The following is a 19793-nucleotide window of genomic DNA, read 5'->3' on the forward strand; positions in this document are numbered from 1 at the left end:
GGTTTACAATCGCCGTTTGCTCCTCTCCGTAGTTCAATGGATAGAACGGGCGCCTCCTAAGCGCCAGATACAGGTTCGATTCCTGTCGGAGGGACCATTGAATTGCTTCTGTATCAATGGCTTGCGAATTGCACTTGGCCCCCGGGGACATGTCTGGGCACAGGTGGCGTAGAAACAAGAAAAGCCCCTCGGCACCAGAAAGGTGCCGAGGGGCTTTTTGCGTTCGGTCCAGGGTCAGTGCAAGCCGGCCAGCCAGCATGCATGCAGGCGCTGTCCAGAGGCGCGAACTGGGTAGCCGGGTTTCGATGAAAAGATATCGATTACTTCACATTTGATAGCTGCTTGCGCTCATACAGCAAGCACTAGGATCGGATTTACCCAGGGAATCAGGTAGCGACAGCCCAGTTGTCCAACTGCAGGCCGGGCACCTTGGCGAATTCGCGGGTGTTGTTGGTGACCAGCAGGGCCCGCTGACTGAGGGCGTGGGCAGCGATCATGGTGTCAAGCGCGCCTATGGGACTGCCTCGACGCTCCAGATCGGCACGCAGGTCGCCATAGGCCCACACGGCCGCCTCGTCAAACGGGAGGATGGCGAGCGGGGCAAGAAACATCTCCAGGGCCTGGCGGTTACGGGCCGAGCCGCTTTTGGCCACACCAAAGGCCAGTTCGGCAGCCACCACGCTGCACAATCCCACCTCGCCCATGCGGTACTGCTGAAAGCGCGCCAGCACCTCCGGGGGCTTGGCATTGATGATGTAGATGCAGATGTTGGTGTCGAGCAGGATCATGGGCTGATCTCGTCCCGCTGCTGGGCATCAGGCTGCTCGCGCTCGAGCACAAAGCCCGGTTCAAACTCAGCCAGCCCGGCTTGCAGTGTTTGCCAAGGGTCGTCTGCGGGCAGCAGCAACACGCCGTTGCCGAAGTGCTTCACCACGACTTCAGTGCCCGTGAAACGGTATTCCTTGGGCAGCCGCACGGCTTGACTGCGGCCGGATTGGAAAAGGCGTGCAGTGTCCATGGCGGGCTCCTTGATTGGTAATCACCAATGGTAGCTACCGCTTTTCACTCTGTCCAGCACGGCTTGTGTTCGCTGCAATTTTGCTATTCATTCAGTAGCTATTGACGCTTTTCAGATATGTGCCGCGCAGGCCGGGAGAGTTGAAGGCCTGCAGCCTCACCCCCGCCCGGCCAGCTCCGCCACCCCTCTCACCAGCGCACGCGCTGCTGGCGTCGCCTTGCCGTAGTGCTCCAGCAATGCCTGCACATCGGCGTCGGGCGGGGTGGAGCGCAGGGAGAGCAGCACGTAGCCGATATCGACGCCAGCGAGGTGCAGTTGCTGCAGTGCCGTGGCGTCGGGGACAAGGTCGCCGGACTCGAAGTGCTTCAGGGTCTGTTTGTCCAGCCCGGCCTTGTGGGCCAGTTCGGCTTCGGTGAGGTTCAGGCGCTGGCGTTCCTGCTGCAGGCGGGCCGCGAGGGTCGGTTCGGAGCGCTCGTGCTGGATGGCGTTCGGGTCAAACAAACGTTGACCTGTTAGCAGGTAGGCAACGTCAACCCCTTGCTCCGCCACAGCCATGAGGTAACCCACATCAGGCTTTCTGACGCCCTTCTCATAGTTGAGTTGGGACATCTTTGACACTCCCGCAATAGCGCCAAACGCCTCTTGGCTAAGGCCCAGCCTATTTCTTTCCTCCGTCAGGCGCGCAGAGAAGTCAAACATTTTTTATATAAACTATTGACGATCAAATTTTCGTTTGATAGTCTATGAAGCGTTGTCACTACAAGCGCCAAATACTACCTGACCCCTCAGGCGGCTCCTTTGCTGCGCCCTGTACGTTGCTCGGAGGAGGTCCATGAAGCACGCTGCCGCAAAACCATCGCGCAAGAAGCTCGCCAAGGCGGACCGCGCGCTGTTCCTGCAGGCCGCTGAAGCACTCAAGCAGGCCGCGATGACCGATGAGACGCACCGGCACAGCGGGGAATCCGACCGCCTGCTGCGCATCGCCAGCGATGTGGCACGCCACGCAGCCAAGCCCGGCTCGACGTGCGATCTGCAGAACACGGCGTTTGATGTGGCCGCCTGCATCAATTCGGCGCGGCTGGTGCCCGGCGATGCGGAGTCCGGCCCACGCACTCGCCTGCTGGCAGAAGCGGCCCAGGCGCTGGCGCAGATATCAGAGACGCCGGTGGACGGGATCGTGTTTCCGCGCACCACGCTGTATGAATTGCAAGCCAGGCTGGACACCGGCGCAACGCCATCGCAGTGGCGCGAACTGGCCCGCGAGGCCAACTACGAGGTCCAGCAGTTGGCGCAGGTGCTGATGCAAATGGGCGACCACCAGAACACGGAGAGCCATATCGTGGCGCACGGCATGGCGGCACGCATCTCGCAGTTGTCGGAGATCGTTTACGTGGCGGCCGCCCTGCATGGCGAGCACCGTGATGAATGGGGTTCGCAGACCCTTCGTGACGTGCGCGATGTCTTTGAAGGCGGCATGGGCCGCATCTGCGGCGATCCGCCGGACGACGCATGACCGATCATGGCCTATGCGCCCGGGCTGCTCGGCTACCATCAGTGCCCCAATCACTGATGCAGTCTCCCGAAAGGCCCTCATGCTGCTGTACGCCGATTCGCAATTCGCCTCTCCCTATGCCATGTCCGTATTCGTTGCGCTGAAGGTCAAGGGGATTGACTTCGATTTGCGCACGCTGGACCTTTCGGCGGGACAGAACACCGGGGCGGACTATGTGGCCGCATCGCTGACGGCACGGGTGCCTACGCTGGTGGATGGCGATTTCAGCCTGTCGGAGTCTTCGGCGATTTGCGAGTACCTGCAGGACCGCTTTGGCGGCGCCCCGCTCTACCCCCAGGATGCGCAGGCGCGTGCCCGTGTGCGCCAGGTCCAGGCCTGGCTGCGCAGCGATCTGATGGCATTGCGCTCGGAGCGCAGCACCGAGGTGGTGTTCTACCGCCCCACGCCCACGCCGCTGTCGGATGCGGGCCAGGCGGCGGCGCGCAAGCTGTTCTCGGTGGCGGGAGCCTTCATCCGCTCGGAGGACGACCACATTGCCGGCCCATGGTCGATTGCCGATGTGGATCTGGCGCTGATGCTCAACCGCCTGGTGCTCAACGGCGACGCCGTGCCTGCGCCGCTGGCCGCCTATGCGCGCCGGCAGTGGCAGCACCCCGCCGTCCAGCAGTGGCTGGCCCTGCCCCGCCCGCCCCTGGCAGGCTGATCCGAACGGATACGGCAGGCCATGGACAGCCTTCTCTACATGGGCGTGCGGATCACGCCCGCATCACTGCCCAGCGATGCCTCGCCAGGCGCCTGGCTGCCGCGCGCCACCTTGCTGGAGGTGGCCAGCGGCAAGGCCCTGGAGGCCGTCACCGATGACCAGCCCTGCGATACGCAGCCAGAGGCCGATGCCCGCGCACTGCGGCTGGGCAAGCGCCATGTGATGAAGGTGCTGCATCAAGGCTGAGGGACCGGGGTGCAGGCGGCCTGCCCGCGCCCCTCAATCCATCTTCACGGCCACCAGCCTCCACCCCATCAGGCCTTCGCGCCTGAAGATGAAGCCGCCCGGCTCGCCGCGCGGGTGCACGAAGACCTTGGACCAGCCCTGGTACTCCACGGAGTAGTCCTTGCGCGGCGGCCCGCCCTGGGTGTCCACGCCCACGCCTGCGGCGGCCACGTCCGTGGGTTTGCCGGGCTTGCCTTTTTCCAGCATGAGCATGACGCCGTCGGGCGAGACCAGCGCCTCGGTGAACTGGCTGACCAGGCCTTGGGCCAGTTGCTGGCCAAAGCCGGCCAGGGGGTTGGAGGCGCTGTCGCCCGAGCCGCCCATCTGGGACTGCAGCCTGGCCATCATCTGGCCCTTGATGCTTTCGCGCAGCGCGGGAAAGTCCACGTAGCCGGACAGTGCCTGGGCATCGCGGCGCTCCACGGCCTTGCCGATCTGGTGCAGGGCGATGTAGGGCGATGCGTAGAGCAGTCCGGCCGCAGCCACGCAGAGGGCGGCCAACGCGCCGGCAAGGGTTTTGGGTTTCATGGATCTCTTTCGTGAAGGCAGGCCAGGGGCCTCGCGCAAGCGCGGATGAACGCGCATGCACAGCGCATAAAGGCGGATTCTAGGCGGGCCGTTCGGCGCCGCAGCCACTGCCAGGGCCGTTGCCACCTGTATTTTTCATAGCGAAACAATAGCGAAGCAATACGCAGAGAGCCCCTATCAGGCCAAGGCCAATGCCTGAAAAACTGGTATTGCCTGGCCCATTCGATTCATACTATAGTTTGTAACAAATAGTTTACAAACCAATACAACATGGATCGCCATTGGCCACGCAGGCCATCGGCAAGCCAGCATCGCCGTTTCCGGATGCCTGTGAGCATTTGTGCAGACCGGGCATTTCCCGTTAATGAAATCTCATTTTCATTACCGATTCCGTTATGAGAGATGCGAGTCATCACGGGGCGGCCTGACAACGCAAGTACCCACCAACCATCCGCAATGCATGCAAAGGACGCAGTATGAATAATTTCAAGTTATCGACTCGCCTGACCGCCTTGATTGGTTTTCTCTCACTGCTCATGATCGTGATCGGCGCTTTCGGGCTATATGGAATCAGCGAGTCCAACCGCCGATTCAAGGTGGTCTATGAAGAGCGCCTGGTCGCACTGGGCGATCTGCTGGAAGTGCAGCGCCTTCTGCTGCGCAACCGCCATGCGGTCTCGGGCGCCATTGCGGTGCACCTGCCCGAGTACACGCAGCAAAAGCAGCAGGAGATACAGATCAACATCAACGACGTGAACAAGGCCTGGGCCTCGTTCCGCCAGACCCGGATGACCGAGGAAGAGGCGCAGCTGGCCGACCGCTTCGAGGCCGTGCGCGCGCTGTTCCTGCAAGGCTTTCTGAAGCCGGCCCAGCAGGCGCTGCAGTCCGGCGACCTGGAGCTGGCCCGGCAGCTGCTGATCGACAAGGACGAGGCCCTGTACGCGCCGCTGCGTGATGTGATCGTGCAGCTGACCGCGCTGCAGACCCGCGTCGCCAAGGAGGAATACGACGCCGCGCAATCGCTCTACCAGGTGATTTTTGCGGTGGCCGTGGGCTCCATCATCGCGGGCGTGCTGCTCGGGGTGCTGCTGGGCTGGTCCATCATCCGCAACATGGCACGGTCGCTGCGCCTGGCCATTCATACGGCCGATGCCGTGGCGGCGGGCGACCTGACACGGCACATCGATGTGCGCGGCAAGGACGAGGTGTCCATGCTGCTGCGCGCGCTGCAGACCATGCAGGAGGGGCTGCGCGGCGTGGTGCGCCAGGTGCACCAGGGATCGGTCAGCGTGGCAGCGGCCAGCGGGCAGATCGCGCAGGCCAACCAGGACCTGTCATCACGCACGGAAAGCCAGGCCAGCGCGCTGCAGCAGACGGCCGCCTCCATGGAGCAGCTCAGCTCCACCGTGCGCCAGAACGCCGACAACGCGCAGATGGCCAATCAGCTGGCGCTGGGTGCCTCCACCGTGGCCGAGCAGGGCGGCGAGGTCGTGCGGCAGGTGGTGGACACCATGCGCGGCATCAGTGATTCCAGCCGGCAGATCGCCGACATCATCAATGTGATCGACGGCATTGCCTTCCAGACCAATATCCTGGCGCTGAACGCGGCCGTGGAAGCCGCGCGTGCGGGCGAGCAGGGCCGGGGCTTTGCCGTGGTGGCCACCGAGGTGCGCGGCCTGGCCAGCCGCAGTGCCGAGGCCGCCAAGCAGATCAAGCAACTGATCACCGACAGCGCCAGCCGCGTGCACAACGGCAGCGCGCTGGCCGACCAGGCCGGCACGACCATGGCCGAGGTGGTGGACGCCATACGCCGCGTGACCGATCTGATGGGCGAGATCAGCGCCGCCAGTTCCGAGCAAAGCTCGGGCGTGGCGCAGATCGGCCAGGCGGTCACGCAGATGGACCAGGCCACCCAGCAGAACTCGGCACTGGTGGAGGAGATGGCCGCCGCCGCTTCCAGCCTGCGTGGCCAGGCCGGCGACCTGGTGCGCACGGTGGGCGCCTTCAAGCTGGAGGCGGCAAGCGGCCATCAGCATGCCGCCGTGGAGCTGCAGCGCAGGCAGCCCATGCTGGCAGCAGGCTGAGACGGCAAGAAAAAAGAGCGCACGCGAGAAGCAGCGAAGCAGGCCGGAGCAAGGCAGCAGCAGGTCTTGGCCGCCGGGCCAAGCCTGCGGCTGGCTCAATGCAGCGCGTTGCCCCTGGCTTCGCGGCTGCGCGCCATCTTGACGCGGTACATGGCCGCATCGGCCTTTTGCAGCGCGTCGTCGGCGTCAATGGAGTCCGGCCGCAGGCAGACCACGCCCACGCTGGCGCCGCCGTAGTCCAGCGTCTTGCCATCGGGCAGATCGACCTGGAAGGCCGAGGCATCCGACAGGCGCTGCTGCAGTTCACGCGCCACGGCATCGGCCTCGCTGCCGAACAAGGGCCCCACGCCGATGAAGACGAACTCGTCCCCGCCAAAGCGCGCCAGCATGTCGGCGCTGCGCAGGTGGGCGGACAGGCGTTCGCCCATGGCACGCAGCAGCGCGTCGCCGGCCTCGTGGCCGTGCTCGTCGTTGACGTTCTTGAAGCGGTCCAGGTCGATGAAGCCCACCACCACGCATTCCTGGCTGCGCGCGCACCGGGCGATGAGCCGGCCCAGCTCATCGGTGAGGCAGCGCCGGTTGGGCAGGCCGGTCAGCGGGTCCAGCAAGGCCAGCGCCGCCAGCTCCCGGTTGGTCCGGTTCAGGCTGGCGATGAGCTGCTCGCGCTCCACGCGCTCGGCAATCAGGTTGGCGAACAGGCGCAGCATGCCTTCGGCCTCGCTGCTCAGGGCCTGCGAGGATTTGCTGGCCGCACACAGCGTGCCGTAGAGCTGGCCATCCGAAAAACGCACGGGCGCGCTGGCGTAGGTGCGTATGCCCAGTTCTCGCGCGGCCTCGGAGTCTCCCCAGCAGGCGCCCACATCTGGCGTGTACATGCGGCCCTCATCCAGGGCGCGCTTGCACAGCGTGTCGCCCCAGGGAACGACCAGGCCCTCGGGAATCTGCATCTCGCTGGCGTTGCGCGCGTACAGCACGCGCTGCTGGCCCTGTTCTTCGTTGATGGTGGTGAGATAGGTGGACTCCAGCTGCGTGCTCTCTTCGAGCATTTGCAGCAGGGGCCGCGTCAACTCTTCCAACGAATGCGCCTGGGTCACGGACTGGGACAGGCGCTGGACAAGGGACTCCATGAAATACCTCTCGAAATAACTACGGATGCAGACTGCCCGCGCGCCTGATGAGGGAATGGCAAGGCAGGCGGGCCGGCACCAATTTGGGGATTGTGACCCGGCCGGACGCAGGCGGGAAGCATTCCCGCCGCGCGCTACACGCCGATAGGCCTGCGCGCCACGCGCCGCTGTCAGCGGCCCGACACAGGCGGCCACATCACCTGCACGCGCAGGCCGCCCAGCGTGGGCGAGCGGTCCAGCAGCAGGCGTGCGCCATGCCGCTCGGCAATGGTCTGCACGATGGCCAGGCCCAGGCCACTGCCCTGCGCCGGCTGGCCCGCAGAAGCCGCTGAAGGCCCACGCACAAAGCGCCGCAGCACCAGTTCGCGCTCGCTTTCGGCAATGCCGGGGCCCGAGTCCTCGACCACCAGCGCGCGGCCCTGGGCATCGCTGCGCCAGCCGACATCGACGCGGCCGCCTTGCGGAACGTACTTGACGGCGTTGTCCAGCAGGTTGCGCACCAGCATCTGCAAGGACTGTGCGTCGCCCGCCACGGCAAAGGACTGCCGCAGTTGCGGGGACTCGCTCAGGCCCATGTCCAGGCCGTGCTGCTGGGCCGCCACGGCCTGGTCCGCCAGGGCCTGCTCCACCACTTCGCGCAGGTCCACGTCGGCAGGTGCGGCCGCGGCAGCGCCGTGCCGGCCCTGCATGCCTTGCACGCCTGGGGCCGTGCCTTGTACCGTGCCTTGGGCTTCCTGCCGCGCCAATGTCAACAATTGTTCGACGAGCCGTGTGGCCCGGTCTATGCCGGCCGAAAGACGCTGCACGGCCTCGTCATGCGCGGCCGCATCGGGCGCGCGCTGCAAGGCCACCAGTTGCAGCTTGAGCGCGGCCAGCGGAGAGCGCAGCTCGTGTGCGGCGTCCGCCACGAAGTGCTGCTGCGCCTCGAAGGCCTGGCCCACGCGCTGCAGCAGCGCATTGAGCTCGGCCACCAGGGGCCGCACCTCGTCGGGCAGGCCCTCGGCAGGCACGGGCGCAAGGTCCTGCGGGCGGCGCGTGGCCAGTTCGCGGCGCACGCGCTGCACGGGCGCCAGCGAACTGCGCACCACCCACCACACGGCCAGCGCCAGCACGGGCGCCAGCAGGGCAATGGGCAGCAGGCTTTGCCAGGCGGCATCGCGCGCCAGGGTGCGGCGCACGCGCATGTCCTGCGCCACCTGGATCACCTGCGAGCGCGTCTGCAGCGAGAACACGCGGTAGACCGTGCCGCGCGCGGGCACGTCGGCAAAGCCCAGCACGGCCATCTGCGGCAGGGCGGCGCCCAGGGCGGATTCAAAAATGCGCAGGCCTTCGTTGGTCCAGACCTGGACGATGAATTCGTGGTTCTCATCCTCGGGCGGCGTGCCCTGGGGCCTGCCGCGCGCGTCCACCGGCAGGCCGGCGCGCAGCGCAAAGGCGGTCTGCTGCATCTGGTAGTCGAACAGGGTGTCGGTCTGCAGCAGCGCATTGCGGTAGGCCAGCAGGCCCTGCAGCAGCGCCGTGAGCACGATGGCCGCCCCCAGGAACATGAGCAGCCGCGTGCCCAGTGCGCCGGGCAGGCGGCTGCGCGCCCGGGCGACAAGGGAGGAAACAAGGGAGGAAGCCGGCGCCGTCATGGCTTGGGCACCATGTAGCCCACGCCGCGCACATTGAGGATCAGCCCCGCGCCCAGCTTCTTGCGCAGGCCGTGGATGTAGACCTCGATGGCGTTGCTGCTGACCTCGTCGCCCCAGCCGTAGAGCTTGTCCTCGATCTGCTGGCGCGACAGCGTGCTGCCCGGGCGCGCCAGCAGCGTCTCCAGCACCGCCCATTCGCGGCCCGAGAGCACCACGTCGCGGCCATCGACGCTGGCCTCGCGCGTGGCGGGGTTCAGCCGCACGCCCTCGCGCTCGTACAGCGGGTCGGACCCGCCAGAGGCACGCCGCGCCAGCGCGCGCAGGCGCGCGAGCAGCTCGTCCAGGTCATAGGGTTTGACCACGTAGTCATCGGCCCCCGCATCCAGCCCGGCAATGCGGTCGCGCACGGCATCGCGCGCCGTGGCCACCAGCACCGGCGTGCGGTCGCGGCGCCCGCGCAGATGGCGCAGCACCTGCAATCCGTCCTGCCCGGGCAGGCCCAGGTCCAGCAGCACCATGTCATAGCCATGGCCGCCACCCGGGCCGGGGCACAGGGCCGCATCGGCCTGCAGGCCGTCACGGACCCAGTCCACCGCATGGCCCTCGCCGCGCAGCAGGGTCTGCACGGCCTCGCCGATCATGGCGTCATCTTCGACAAGCAGTAAGCGCATGGTTGAAGAATAGCTCCCTGGAAGGCTGGCTCAGTTCTGAGGCACATGCCGCCCGAAACTGGCGCGCTCAAACGTCAGGGACAGCGAGCAAGGGCCGCCCCGCCGCGAGGCTGTCGTCCCCCTCCTTCGCGAAGCGATTAGAGAGGGGGAAGGCGCGCAGCGACTCAGGGGGTGAGCGGCGGTCACACCGCCGCTTCAATCTTAGGCATGGCCATCCGGGCCTTGGTCAGCGCCATGCCCAGGTTGGCCGTGCGGCGGCACACGAAGACGGCCACGTAGTCGGGCATGAGCTTGCCGCGCAGGAAGACGTGGATGAGGTTGTCGCTGTTGACGATGAGCTCCTGGAAATAGTGGTGGCCGTCGTCCTTGAGGCCGCGCGACTTCTTGAACAGGCTCTCGATCATCGAGACATTGGGGCCGTTGAACAGGTCGGCCGTGGCGGCGGCCACCAGGTCGATGACTTCGCGCGGATGCGAGTCCACCGTGCGGATGGCCAGCAGCATGCCGGAGGCGGCATCCACGTAGCCGATGGCCAGGCACTCGGGCACGGACCCGGCCACCTCGCTCAAAACGTTATCCAGGCTCATTGCAGCTTTCCTTTTATTGTGAATGGATGTGATCGGTCAGCCCATCTTCAGCAGCAGTGCCACTTCGTACGCGTAGAGCAGGTCCTCCTGGGCCTGGGACTGCACGTACTGGGCGTCGATGAGGCGCACGCGGCGCAGCGCCTCGTCGGCGGTGAGGCCCTCGCGCACCAGCCATGCGGCCAGCACCGTGCCCGTGCGGCCCAGGCCGGCCAGGCAGTGCACGGCCAGCACCTCGCCCGCGCGCAGCATGGCCGACATGCGCGCCAGCAGCATCTGGATCTGGGCCACCGTGGGTGATTCGTGGTCGCGCACCGGCAGGTGCAGGTTGCGCAGGCCGTGCCGCTGCAGCGGCTCTTGCGGCAGGTCGTTTTCGGTCAGCGTGATCAGCACGGTGACGCCGCAGCCGCGCAGGGCCTTCAGGTCGAAGTCCATGGACTGCACCACGCCGGGCTGCGGCGCACCGGCCAGCCGGCCCGGCACCAGCCAGGCAAAACCGTTGGGGCCACGGCTGGCGGGCACGGCCTGCGGGTCTGCGGCCAGCGGCTGCCAGTCCACCAGCACGGCGGGATTGACGGCGCGTGGACGGGGAGCGGGTGTCGGTGCGGGTGCGGGTGCGGGTGCAGGCACGGGTGCAGGCGCAGGCGCAGGCGCAGGCGCAGGCTCAGGTGCAGGCATGGGCTCGGATGCAGGCTCGGCGGCCACTGCATCCGACAGAAATTCGGAGATCGCGGCCATGGCCGCTGCAGGCAGCGGAGGAGGCAGGGGCACGCCCTCCTCCAGGTCTTCGGCCCGCGCATCGGGAGAGGCCACGGCACAGCTGCCGGTGCGCAGGAACTGCTGGCCCGCCAGCGACAGCGGTGCACGCTGAAAGGCTTCCATGGATTGCGCCTCGGCGATGCGGCCGCCGGCCAGCAGCAGCATGTCCTGCGCCACGGCCTGCGCGTGCTGCTGCTGGTGCGTGCTCATCAGCACGGCAGTGCGCTGACCCACCTGGCGCAGCAGTTCCAGCAGCACGAAGGCCTCGTAGCCCTCCAGCTCGGCCGTGGGCTCGTCCACCATCAGCAGCACCGGCTCGGCCAGCGCCTCGCGCAGGATGGCCACGGCCCGCTGCTGCACGGGGGACAGTTGCAGCGCCGGCTGGTCGAACATCAGCGCAAGCTCGGGGAAGCCGAAGGCCTGCACCTGGGCGCGGCACCAGTCGCGCAGCTCATGCGGCACCAGCTTGAGACGGGGGCGCGCCAGCTCCACGATGGCATCGAAGGTGCTGGCCATCATCAGCCTGGCCTGCTGCTGCACCAGGCGCGGCGCCTGCAGGCCGCTGCGCCATGGCTGGCCCGCGTAGCGCGTGCTGCCCCAGCGGCGAAAACGCGGGTTGGCGGCATTGAGATCGGCCAGCGTGCGCAGCAGGGTGGATTTGCCCGATCCCGAAGGCCCCAGCAAAACGTTGACGCCCCGGGCGGGCAGTGCGAAGTCCACCTCAGCCAGGATGACGCGCGCACCGAACGATGCGCCCAAACCCGCCACCTGCAAGCTGTAGTCCTGATTCAAAGCCGTGCCTTTCCTGTGATGCGTTGCGCCCCCAGGGGCCGTATTCCGTGAATCAAGACGGTCAGCGCACGCCTCGATGGGCCGGCAGTCTAAGCGGTTTCCCTTACATCAATCCGTCACAAAAAGAAACATTACTAACGCAAATGGGCGTCATTTCACACGATACAACCATCACATTGGCTTACCGCTCCTTGGACCGCTGGCATTTTTCTCTGGGTTTTCCCAAAGCGATAGCCCCGGCGCATTCACGCCGGGGCCGTGCGATCAATCAAGTGTGTGGATGCTTCTGGTCCCTTACCTCCTTTCACTTACCCGAGACGTACGGGGACAAAGATCCTGTTGCCATCGCGCCAGATCAGCACGGCCACGGTCTTGCCGGCCTTGGCCATGGCGGCACGCACGGCCTCGATATCACCGGCAGGCGTGCCATTGATGGACAGCAGCACATCGCCCTGCGTGATGCCGGCCTCGGCGGCCGGGCCTGCGGCGTCGGCCACGACCAGACCGTCCTTCACGCCGATCTGCTGCTTTTCCTCGGGCTGCAGCGGGCGCAGGGCCAGGCCCAGCTTGCCCTTGCCGGCGTCGGGCTTGTCCTTGGCCACCTTGGCGGCCTTGTCGCTGGCATCGCCCAGCACGGCATTCAGGGTACGGGCCTCGCCGTTGCGCCATATCTCCAGCGTGACCTTCTGGCCCGGCAGCGCCTGGCCCACAAAGGCCGGCAGATCGCCCGATCCCACGATGGGCTGGCCATCGATCTTGCGCACCACGTCGCCGGGCTCCAGGCCCGCCTTGGCGGCGGGGCCGCTCTTGTCCACGCTGGACACCAGGGCGCCTTCGGGACGGTCAAGCTTGAAGGAATCGGCAAAGGCCTGGTTCACCTCCTGCACGGCCACGCCCAGCCGCGCATGCTGCACCTTGCCCGTGGCCACGATCTGCTGCTGCACGCGCGTGGCCACCTCGATGGGAATGGCGAAGGACACGCCCTGGTAGCCGCCCGAGCGCGAGTAGATCTGGCTGTTGATGCCCACCACCTCGCCGCGCGCATTGAACAGCGGGCCGCCCGAGTTGCCGGGGTTGATGGCCACGTCGGTCTGCAGGAAGGGCACGAAGGAGTCGTCAGGCAGGGTGCGGCCCTTGGCGCTGACCACGCCGGCCGTCACGCTGCTCTCGAAGCCGAAGGGCGAGCCGATGGCCAGCACCCAGTCGCCCACGCGCAGATCGGCCGTTTTGCCCAGCGATACGGTGGGCAGGTTCTTCGCCTCGATGCGCAGCACGGCCACGTCGGTCTTGGGATCGGCGCCCAGCACCTTGGCGCTGAACTCGCGCCGGTCGGTGAGCTTGACAGTGACTTCCTTGGCGCCACGCACCACGTGGGCGTTGGTCAGGATCAGGCCGTCGCTGGAGACGATGAAGCCCGAGCCTTCGCCGCGCGTGGGCACATCGCGCTGGGGCTGGCCCTGGCCCATGCCCGGCATGCCGGGCACGCCGAAGCGGCGGAAGAATTCAAAGAACGGATCGTTGGGGTCCATGCCCTGCAGGCCCTGACCTTGGCCCTGGCCCTGCCGCGCAGCGGCCTCGTCGCCATCCTCGCCCATGGCACGCGAACTGCCGACCACGCTGATGTTGACCACGGCCGCGCCATTGCGCGCCGTGATGTCGGCAAAGTTGGGCGCCACCACGGCAGCGGCGGGAGAAGCTGGAGAAGCAGGCTGTGCTGCAGGCGCAAACAGCGACGTGGCGGCACGCGCATCGCCATGCACCACACCAACCAGACCGGCGCCCGTGGCGCCCAGGGCGCCGATGGCACCTGCGGCCACCAGGGCCAGCACCAGACGGCGGGGAGTGGACAGAATCTTGTTCATCGCAGACCTTTCCTCAAAAGCAGCGTTCCTTGCTGCGTTGGGGAGAAGTCTGAAGGGGCAGACTTAGGCGAGGCTTAGAACCCTCGCCGTGCATCTCAGATCAGCGCCAGCACCTTCTCCGGCGGGCGGCACAGCGCCGCGCCCTTGGGGGTGACGACGATGGGGCGGTTGAGCAGCACGGGGTGCTCGGCCACGGCGGCGATGAGCTGCGCATCGCTGACGGATGCATCGCCCAGGCCCAGCTCGGTGTAGACGGCTTCCTTGCTGCGCAGCAGCTCGCGCACGGGCATGCCCAGCTGCCGGACCAGGGCCTGCAGTTGCTCAGCGTCCAGGGGCTGGGCGATGTAGTCGACGATGGTCGGCTCCACGCCGTTGTCGCGCAGCAGGGCCAGCGCGCCGCGCGAGTTGCTGCAGCGGTTGTTGTGGTAGATGGTGATGTCGGTGCGGGGTGCGGTGGTGTTCATGGGCCGCAGTGTAGGCCCATGAAAATGCGCATCAGGCCACGGCTTCCTCGGGATGGGCATCGACCTCGCGGCCGGGCAGCAGCAGGTTCAGCCCCACAGCGACCAGGGCGCCGACGGTGATGCCCGAGCCGAAGACTTCGCGCACGAAGGCAGGCATGCGGGCCAGCAGGTCCGGGCGCACCGTGACCGCCAGGCCGCAGCCCAGCGAGACCGCGATGATCAGGCTGGCGCGCCGCGAGTGCTCGGCGCCGCTGAGCATGCGGATGCCGGCCGAAATGATCATGGCAAACATCATCAGCCCCGCGCCGCCGAGCACGGGCTGCGGAATCGTCACCACCAGTGCGCCCAGCACAGGAAAGAGGCCGGCCAGCAGCAGCATGACGCCCGTCAGCATGACCACGTGGCGGCTGGCCACGCCGGTCAGCGAGACCACGCCCACGTTCTGGGCGAAGGTGGACAGCGGAGGGCTGGACATCACGGCGGCGAAGGCCGAGCCCACGCCATCGCACAGCATGCCGCTGGACAGGCGCTTGCCGTCGATGCGCGTCTGCGTGGCCGCGCCCAGGGCCATGAAGGTGCCCGTGGTCTCGACGATGGTCACCAGAAAGGCGATGGACATGGCGACGATGCCGGCCACCGGGAACGTCATGCCGAAGGTCAGCGGCTGCGGGATGGCGAAGACCGCGGCCTCGCTCACCTGGGTGAAGTCGATCAGGCCCAGCGCCAGGCACAGCACATAGCCGCAGGCGATGCCCAGCACCACGGCCGAGGCAGAGACGATGCCCCTGCCCCACTGCACGAAGCCGATCACCAGCACCAGCACGAAGCCGGCGATGGCCAGGTGGCCGATCGCGCCGTAGTCGCTGCGGCCCACGCCGCCCGCAGCCCAGTCCACGGCGACGGGAGTCAGCGACAGGCCGATCATGGTCACGACCACGCTGGTCACGGTGTGCGGAAAGAAGCGGCGGATCACGGGCATGAAGTAGCTGCCCACGATCATCACCAGCGACCCTACCAGCGAGGAGCCCAGGATGCCGGCCACGCCATGCTCCAGTCCCACGCTGATGCCCGCGCCCACGAAGGCGAAGCTTGTGCCCATGACGCATGGCAGCCGTATGCCCACGGGCCCCACCCCCCTGCACTGGACGATGGTGACCACGCCCGAGCCCAGCAGCGCTGCATTCACCAGCGCCACGATCTGGTCGGCCGGCAGCTTGAGCGCCCCGCCGAAGACCAGGGGCACGGCGATGATGCCGCCCAGCGCCGCCAGCAGGTGCTGCAGCGACAGAAGCACCGTGGTGATGAGCATTGGCGGTCGGTCTTCCACCTTGTAAAGCAGTTGTTCCATTGTCTTGTCTCCTTGTGTCCTGGCCGTCGGCCTCTTCAGAGGCGCTTGTATGTATGTCGGGGCAGTGGTGCCGGAAAAGGGTGGGGGTCCTGAAAGTGCTGTCCGGGTCTTCGAGCCTCCTGGAGATGCTTCGGGGGAATGGCGCAGCGCGGCAGGCCAGCACCCGCGATGGCCTGGGTGCCGGCCTGCCGCGCTGCAGGGTTATGTCAGTGGCCCGCTGCGCGCTCGAACAGCGTGCGGGCCAGTTCGCGGTGGCGTGTCAGCACGCGCGGCAGGTCGGCGGTGAGCAGGTGGCCGTCGCGGACCACGACGCGGCCGTTGATGACGCTGGTGGACACGTCGGTGGGCGTGCAGAACACCAGCGCGGCCACGGGGTCATGGCCTGCGCCCGCGTAACCCACGCCCGACATGTCGAAGGCCACGAAGTCGGCCGACATGCCCGGCGCCAGCGCGCCGATGTCGTCGCGCCCCAGCACGCGCGCGCCGCCCAGCGTGGCGATCTCCAGCGCCTCGCGCGCGCCCATGGCGGCAGGGCCGTGGCCCACGCGCTGCAGCAGCAGGGCCTGGCGCGCCTCGCCCAGCATGTGGGCGCCGTCGTTGGAGGCGCTGCCGTCCACGCCCAGGCCCACGGGCACGCCCGCATCGCGCATGGTGCGCACGGGTGCAATGCCCGAGGCCAGGCGCATGTTGGAGCACGGGCAATGCGCCACGCCCGTGCCCGTGCGCGCGAACAGCGCAATGCCCTCGGCATCGAGCTTGACGCAGTGGGCATGCCAGACATCGGGGCCGACCCAGCCCAGGCTTTCGGCGTACTGCGCGGGGGTGAGGCCGAATTTCTCGCGAGAGAAGGCGACGTCGTTGTCGTTCTCGGCCAGGTGGGTGTGCAGCGACACGCCGTGCGCACGCGCCAGCACGGCGGACTCGCGCATCAGCTCGCGCGTCACCGAGAACGGCGAGCACGGCGCCAGCACCACGCGCAGCATGGAGTGGCGTGCGCTGTCGTGGTATTGCTGGATCAGGCGCAGGCTGTCGCGCAGGATGGCTTCCTCTTCCTCCACCACCGCGTCAGGCGGCAGGCCGCCCTTGCTGCGGCCCAGGCTCATGGAGCCGCGCGCCGCATGAAAGCGCATGCCCATCTGCTGCGCCGCGGCGATGGAGTCATCCAGCCGAGCGCCATTCGGATACAGGTACAGGTGGTCGCTGGTGGTGGTGCAGCCCGACAGCATCAGCTCGGCCATGGCGGTCTGGGTGGAGACGTGGATCATCTCCGGCGTGAGGTGCGACCACAGCATGTACAGGTTGGTGAGCCACGAGAACAGCTCCGCATCCTGCGCGGCCGGAACGGCGCGCGTGAGGCTCTGGTACATGTGGTGGTGCGTGTTGACCAGGCCCGGCATGACCACTCGGCCGCGCATGTCCAGCACCTGGGCCGTGCCGTCGTCCACCATGCGGCGGTACTGCGGCGGCAGATCGGCCGTGGCGCCCACCCATTGCACGGCCGGGCCGTCGGCCACCAGGGCGCCGTCGCGGATCTCGCGGCGCTGCGCATCCATGGTGACGAGTACATCGGCGTTCAGTGCGATCAAGGTCATGGCGTTCTCTTCTTCGAAATGGAAAAGCCGCCAGTCTAGGAAGGACAAGCCATTGCCGATAGCGCTGAATTCCGCCCGATGTGTCCACAAAAAGTGGACAAGTGACTAAGACTCACCGCCCCCCGGCGAACAGCCTTGCCAGCGCCTGGCCGATGGACTGGGCCATCAGCTCCCCCGCCGCGCTCAACTGCCCCCTGGCCCGGCCGGTCAGCACCAGCGTCTGCCGCCGCAGATGCGCATCGCGCAAAGGCACGAAGACCAGGGCATTGCGGCTGCGCTCCTCCATCACGTCCAGCGGGTTGAGCAGGGCAATGCCCTCGCCCAGCATGACCAGGCGCTGGATCAGCGCCATGGAGGTGGATTCGGCCACGGGCGTGACCTCGATGGCGTTGCGCGCAAAGGCTTCGTCCAGCAGGCTGCGGATGGACAGCGGCGGCGCGGGCAGGATGAGCGGATGGCCTATGCACTCGCTGAGCAGCACGGACGATTGGCGCGCCAGCGCATGCCGGGGCGGCACGATGGCGCCGATCTGCCATTCGCTGGTGGCCAGCGCGCGCAGCGCGGGGCGTTCGGACAGGTCGTAGGCCAGGCCCAGGTCGGCGTCGCCGCCTTCCACGGCGGCCGCGATGTCGCTCAGGGGCAGGTCGATGATGCGCACCACGATGCCCGGGTGGCGCTGACGGAATTCATGCACCAGCGAGGGCAGCAGCGAGCCGGCCAGCCCTGTGGTCGCGGCCACGGTGATCTCGCCGCTGCGCGCGCCCTGCAGTTCGGCAATGCGCTCGCGCAGCGCCGCATGCTCGCGCAGCGTGGCGCGCACATGGGCCAGCACCATCTCGCCCGTCGGGGTGAGGCGCAGGCGCTTGTGGATGCGCTCGAACAGGGGCGTGCCCAGCTCGGCCTCCAGGTCGAGGATCTGGCGGTTGACGGCCGTGGGGGCCACGTGCAGATGTTCGGCCGCCTTGCGGATGGAACCGCGGCGGACCACTTCGTCGAGATAGCGCAGGACTCTGGCGTGCATGGCGCGAGCGTAGCGGGGTTTGCCGGGCCGCGCTTTGCAGCACCCGGCAGCGCAGGCTCAGCGGGCCGTGCCCGGGCGCTCGGCGCGCAGCGTGCGGCTGAGCATGATCACGGGGATCAGGCCCACCAGCACCAGGGCCAGCGACGGCAGGGCGGCCTCGCCCAGGCGTTCGTCGCGCGCGAGCTGGTAGGCCACGACGGCCAGGGTGTCGCTGTTGAAGGGGCGCAGCACCATGGTGGCGGGCAGCTCCTTCATCACATCGACGAAGACCAGCAGCGCCGCCGCCGCCGTGGAGCGCCTGAGCAGCGGCCAGTGCACGCGCGACAGCATGCCCCAGGCGCCCGTGCCCAGCATGCGGGCCGAGTCGTCCAGGCTGGGCGCGATGCGCGCATAACCGCTTTGCATGGACTGCAGGGCCACGGCGCAAAAGCGCACCAGGTAGGCCCAGACAATGCCTACGGCGGTGGCCGTGACCAGGCCGGCAAAGCCCCATTCGGGCCGCACCTGCTGCACCCAGCCCACGGGCAGCAGCAGGCCGACGACGACGACGGCGCCCGGCACCGCATAGCCCAGGCTGGCCAGTTGCACCACGCCGCGCGTGACGGCCGACTCCTTGTGGCGGCGCACGGCAAACGCCAGGGCCACGGCGATGATGACGGCCAGCACCGAGGTGATGGTGCCCAGGCGCACGCTGTTGAGCGCCCAGTCGAGGAAGCGGTCCCAGGGCAGCACCGACCAGTCGGCCGCCAGCGGGCGCAGCATGAAGAACACGGGCGCCACAAAGCCCATGAGCACGGGCAGCAGGCACGCCAGCCAGGCCAGCGCGCAGCGCCAGCCGCGCAGGCGCAGCGGCTGCGCCTCGGCCGAGCTGGCGCGGCCCGTGCTGCCGGTGACGAAGCGCATGCGCCGCTGGGCGCGCAGCTCCAGCTGCAGCAGCAGCACCACCAGCACCAGCAGGAAGGTCGCCAGTTGCGCGGCGGCAATGCGGTTGTCCATGGACAGCCAGGCCTTGTAGATGCCCGTGGTGAAGGTCTGTATGCCGAAGTAGCTGACCACGCCGAAGTCGGCCAGCGTCTCCATCACCACCAGGGCCACGCCAGCGGCCACGGCCGGGCGCGCCAGCGGCAGCGCCACCGACCAGATGCGCCGCGACAGCGGCGCGCCCATCAGGCGCGCGGCCTCCATCAGGTGCGCGGCGCGCTCGCCCAGCGCGGTGCGCGCCAGCAGGTAGACATACGGGTAGAGCGAGAAGATGAAGACCCAGACCGCGCCGCCCAGGCTGCGCACCTCGGGCAGGAGCCGGCCTTCCAGGCCATAGGTGTCGCGCAGCCAGGTCTGCAGCGGGCCGCTGAACTGCAGGAAGTCGGTATAGGCATAGGCCGTGACATAGGCCGGCATGGCCAGCGGCAGCAGCAGCAGCCATTCGAGCTGGCGCCGGCCACGGAAGTCGAACAGCGTCACGGCCGCCGCCGTGCCCGTGCCCACGATGGCCGCGCCCAGCGCCACCAGCAGGCCCAGCCAGACCGTGGTCCACAGATAGCCGGGCAGCACGGTGGCCGCCATCTCGCGCAGGATGGAGCCGGCCAGGGCATCGCCCTGCCCCACGGGCAGCCAGGAGCCGAGCACGGCCAGCACGGGCAGCATCAGCACCAGGGCCAGAAGAAGCAGGGGAAGGGAGCGGAGTACGGACGACAGACGGCGCAAAGCGGAGGTCTCGGCTAGAGGATGAGGGGAGGATCTGGCTGCCGGGCTATGGAACGGGCCGGGATCTGCGGCTGCCGCCGGCCTGTGGGCCGATGCGCCGCCGA

19 protein-coding genes and 1 tRNA gene are annotated in these 19793 nt (G+C 67.7%); 5 read left to right on the forward strand and 15 right to left on the reverse strand.

The window, feature by feature from the left end; all coding sequences use genetic code 11:
- Window positions 1–22: 22 nt before the first annotated feature.
- Window positions 23–97: transfer RNA gene (locus IAE24_RS08340), tRNA-Arg, on the forward strand.
- Between the two features lie 289 nt (window positions 98–386).
- Here the strand turns inward: IAE24_RS08340 and vapC are convergent.
- The 3 genes from vapC to IAE24_RS08355 form a co-directional block, all read right to left on the reverse strand.
- Window positions 387–788, reverse strand: coding sequence for a type II toxin-antitoxin system tRNA(fMet)-specific endonuclease VapC (gene vapC / locus IAE24_RS08345; protein WP_180318010.1), 402 nt, complete (start codon window positions 786–788; stop codon window positions 387–389).
- Complete coding sequence (locus IAE24_RS08350) at window positions 785–1018, reverse strand: antitoxin (RefSeq protein ID WP_043824440.1); 234 nt, start codon at window positions 1016–1018, stop codon at window positions 785–787. The genes vapC and IAE24_RS08350 overlap by 4 nt, the downstream gene beginning before the upstream one ends.
- 156 nt (window positions 1019–1174) lie before the next feature.
- Window positions 1175–1717, reverse strand: coding sequence for a helix-turn-helix domain-containing protein (locus tag IAE24_RS08355; RefSeq protein ID WP_199960174.1), 543 nt, complete (start codon window positions 1715–1717; stop codon window positions 1175–1177).
- Between the two features lie 133 nt (window positions 1718–1850).
- Between IAE24_RS08355 and IAE24_RS08360 the strand changes: the two genes are divergently transcribed.
- The 3 genes from IAE24_RS08360 (at window position 1851) to IAE24_RS08370 (ending at window position 3480) form a co-directional block, all read left to right on the forward strand.
- The gene (locus tag IAE24_RS08360; RefSeq protein WP_199960175.1) at window positions 1851–2531 is read left to right on the forward strand and encodes a hypothetical protein; all 681 of its coding nucleotides are present in this window, start codon (window positions 1851–1853) and stop codon (window positions 2529–2531) included.
- Between the two features lie 79 nt (window positions 2532–2610).
- Window positions 2611–3234, forward strand: coding sequence for a glutathione transferase (yfcF, locus tag IAE24_RS08365; RefSeq protein WP_099752077.1), 624 nt, complete (start codon window positions 2611–2613; stop codon window positions 3232–3234).
- A gap of 21 nt (window positions 3235–3255) precedes the next feature.
- Window positions 3256–3480, forward strand: a complete 225-nt coding sequence (locus tag IAE24_RS08370) for a hypothetical protein (protein ID WP_012203534.1) — start codon at window positions 3256–3258, stop codon at window positions 3478–3480.
- A 33-nt stretch (window positions 3481–3513) separates the two neighbouring features.
- Here the strand turns inward: IAE24_RS08370 and IAE24_RS08375 are convergent, their stop codons facing one another.
- Window positions 3514–4047: a DUF2939 domain-containing protein gene (locus IAE24_RS08375; protein WP_046987310.1), complete on the reverse strand. Its 534-nt coding sequence runs from the start codon at window positions 4045–4047 to the stop codon at window positions 3514–3516.
- A 476-nt stretch (window positions 4048–4523) separates the two neighbouring features.
- On the opposite strand from IAE24_RS08375, the gene IAE24_RS08380 reads away from it, so the two are divergent.
- Window positions 4524–6131, forward strand: a complete 1608-nt coding sequence (locus tag IAE24_RS08380; RefSeq protein WP_013804004.1) for a methyl-accepting chemotaxis protein — start codon at window positions 4524–4526, stop codon at window positions 6129–6131.
- 95 nt (window positions 6132–6226) lie between these two features.
- Here IAE24_RS08380 and IAE24_RS08385 read toward each other — a convergent pair whose 3' ends face one another.
- From IAE24_RS08385 to IAE24_RS08435, 11 genes are all read right to left on the reverse strand, one after another.
- Window positions 6227–7258 carry a GGDEF domain-containing protein gene (locus IAE24_RS08385; RefSeq protein ID WP_043824172.1) on the reverse strand — a complete coding sequence of 344 codons (1032 nt, stop codon included), beginning with the start codon at window positions 7256–7258 and terminating at the stop codon, window positions 6227–6229.
- A gap of 170 nt (window positions 7259–7428) precedes the next feature.
- Window positions 7429–8892, reverse strand: a complete 1464-nt coding sequence (locus tag IAE24_RS08390; RefSeq protein WP_199960176.1) for an ATP-binding protein — start codon at window positions 8890–8892, stop codon at window positions 7429–7431.
- The gene (locus IAE24_RS08395; RefSeq protein ID WP_012203526.1) at window positions 8889–9563 is read right to left on the reverse strand and encodes a response regulator; all 675 of its coding nucleotides are present in this window, start codon (window positions 9561–9563) and stop codon (window positions 8889–8891) included. The genes IAE24_RS08390 and IAE24_RS08395 overlap by 4 nt, the downstream gene beginning before the upstream one ends.
- A 182-nt stretch (window positions 9564–9745) precedes the next feature.
- Window positions 9746–10150 carry a hypothetical protein gene (locus tag IAE24_RS08400; protein WP_012203525.1) on the reverse strand — a complete coding sequence of 135 codons (405 nt, stop codon included), beginning with the start codon at window positions 10148–10150 and terminating at the stop codon, window positions 9746–9748.
- Window positions 10151–10186: 36 nt separating this feature from the next.
- Window positions 10187–11698 (reverse strand): phosphatase domain-containing putative toxin, encoded by a 1512-nt coding sequence (locus tag IAE24_RS08405; RefSeq protein ID WP_199960177.1) that lies wholly within the window; start codon window positions 11696–11698, stop codon window positions 10187–10189.
- 308 nt (window positions 11699–12006) lie between these two features.
- Window positions 12007–13560: a Do family serine endopeptidase gene (locus IAE24_RS08410; protein WP_199960178.1), complete on the reverse strand. Its 1554-nt coding sequence runs from the start codon at window positions 13558–13560 to the stop codon at window positions 12007–12009.
- Between the two features lie 95 nt (window positions 13561–13655).
- Window positions 13656–14024 carry an arsenate reductase (glutaredoxin) gene (arsC, locus tag IAE24_RS08415; protein ID WP_199960179.1) on the reverse strand — a complete coding sequence of 123 codons (369 nt, stop codon included), beginning with the start codon at window positions 14022–14024 and terminating at the stop codon, window positions 13656–13658.
- Between the two features lie 31 nt (window positions 14025–14055).
- On the reverse strand, window positions 14056–15372 hold the full coding sequence (locus tag IAE24_RS08420) for a nucleobase:cation symporter-2 family protein (protein ID WP_013804016.1): 1317 nt from the start codon (window positions 15370–15372) through the stop codon (window positions 14056–14058).
- Between the two features lie 206 nt (window positions 15373–15578).
- Window positions 15579–16964 (reverse strand): 8-oxoguanine deaminase, encoded by a 1386-nt coding sequence (locus IAE24_RS08425; protein ID WP_013804017.1) that lies wholly within the window; start codon window positions 16962–16964, stop codon window positions 15579–15581.
- A gap of 112 nt (window positions 16965–17076) precedes the next feature.
- Window positions 17077–17985, reverse strand: coding sequence for a LysR family transcriptional regulator (locus IAE24_RS08430; RefSeq protein WP_012203519.1), 909 nt, complete (start codon window positions 17983–17985; stop codon window positions 17077–17079).
- Window positions 17986–18042: 57 nt separating this feature from the next.
- Window positions 18043–19689 carry an ABC transporter permease gene (locus IAE24_RS08435; RefSeq protein WP_096915293.1) on the reverse strand — a complete coding sequence of 549 codons (1647 nt, stop codon included), beginning with the start codon at window positions 19687–19689 and terminating at the stop codon, window positions 18043–18045.
- Between the last annotated feature and the right edge of the window lie 104 nt (window positions 19690–19793).

The organism is Delftia sp. S65 (genome assembly GCF_016516495.1).
Taxonomy (GTDB): Bacteria; Pseudomonadota; Gammaproteobacteria; order Burkholderiales; family Burkholderiaceae_C; genus Comamonas; species Comamonas acidovorans.

Coding starts and splice junctions, on each gene's coding strand:
- yfcF (WP_099752077.1), top strand. CDS start 2,611: ATGCTGCTGTACGCCGATTCGCAATTCGCCTCTCCCTATGCCATGTCC.
- IAE24_RS08380 (WP_013804004.1), top strand. CDS start 4,524: ATGAATAATTTCAAGTTATCGACTCGCCTGACCGCCTTGATTGGTTTT.
- IAE24_RS08350 (WP_043824440.1), bottom strand. CDS start 1,018: ATGGACACTGCACGCCTTTTCCAATCCGGCCGCAGTCAAGCCGTGCGG.
- IAE24_RS08410 (WP_199960178.1), bottom strand. CDS start 13,560: ATGAACAAGATTCTGTCCACTCCCCGCCGTCTGGTGCTGGCCCTGGTG.
- IAE24_RS08425 (WP_013804017.1), bottom strand. CDS start 16,964: ATGACCTTGATCGCACTGAACGCCGATGTACTCGTCACCATGGATGCG.
- IAE24_RS08375 (WP_046987310.1), bottom strand. CDS start 4,047: ATGAAACCCAAAACCCTTGCCGGCGCGTTGGCCGCCCTCTGCGTGGCT.
- IAE24_RS08370 (WP_012203534.1), top strand. CDS start 3,256: ATGGACAGCCTTCTCTACATGGGCGTGCGGATCACGCCCGCATCACTG.
- arsC (WP_199960179.1), bottom strand. CDS start 14,024: ATGAACACCACCGCACCCCGCACCGACATCACCATCTACCACAACAAC.
- IAE24_RS08400 (WP_012203525.1), bottom strand. CDS start 10,150: ATGAGCCTGGATAACGTTTTGAGCGAGGTGGCCGGGTCCGTGCCCGAG.
- IAE24_RS08390 (WP_199960176.1), bottom strand. CDS start 8,892: ATGACGGCGCCGGCTTCCTCCCTTGTTTCCTCCCTTGTCGCCCGGGCG.
- IAE24_RS08385 (WP_043824172.1), bottom strand. CDS start 7,258: ATGGAGTCCCTTGTCCAGCGCCTGTCCCAGTCCGTGACCCAGGCGCAT.
- IAE24_RS08395 (WP_012203526.1), bottom strand. CDS start 9,563: ATGCGCTTACTGCTTGTCGAAGATGACGCCATGATCGGCGAGGCCGTG.
- IAE24_RS08430 (WP_012203519.1), bottom strand. CDS start 17,985: ATGCACGCCAGAGTCCTGCGCTATCTCGACGAAGTGGTCCGCCGCGGT.
- IAE24_RS08360 (WP_199960175.1), top strand. CDS start 1,851: ATGAAGCACGCTGCCGCAAAACCATCGCGCAAGAAGCTCGCCAAGGCG.
- IAE24_RS08355 (WP_199960174.1), bottom strand. CDS start 1,717: ATGTTTGACTTCTCTGCGCGCCTGACGGAGGAAAGAAATAGGCTGGGC.
- vapC (WP_180318010.1), bottom strand. CDS start 788: ATGATCCTGCTCGACACCAACATCTGCATCTACATCATCAATGCCAAG.
- IAE24_RS08420 (WP_013804016.1), bottom strand. CDS start 15,372: ATGGAACAACTGCTTTACAAGGTGGAAGACCGACCGCCAATGCTCATC.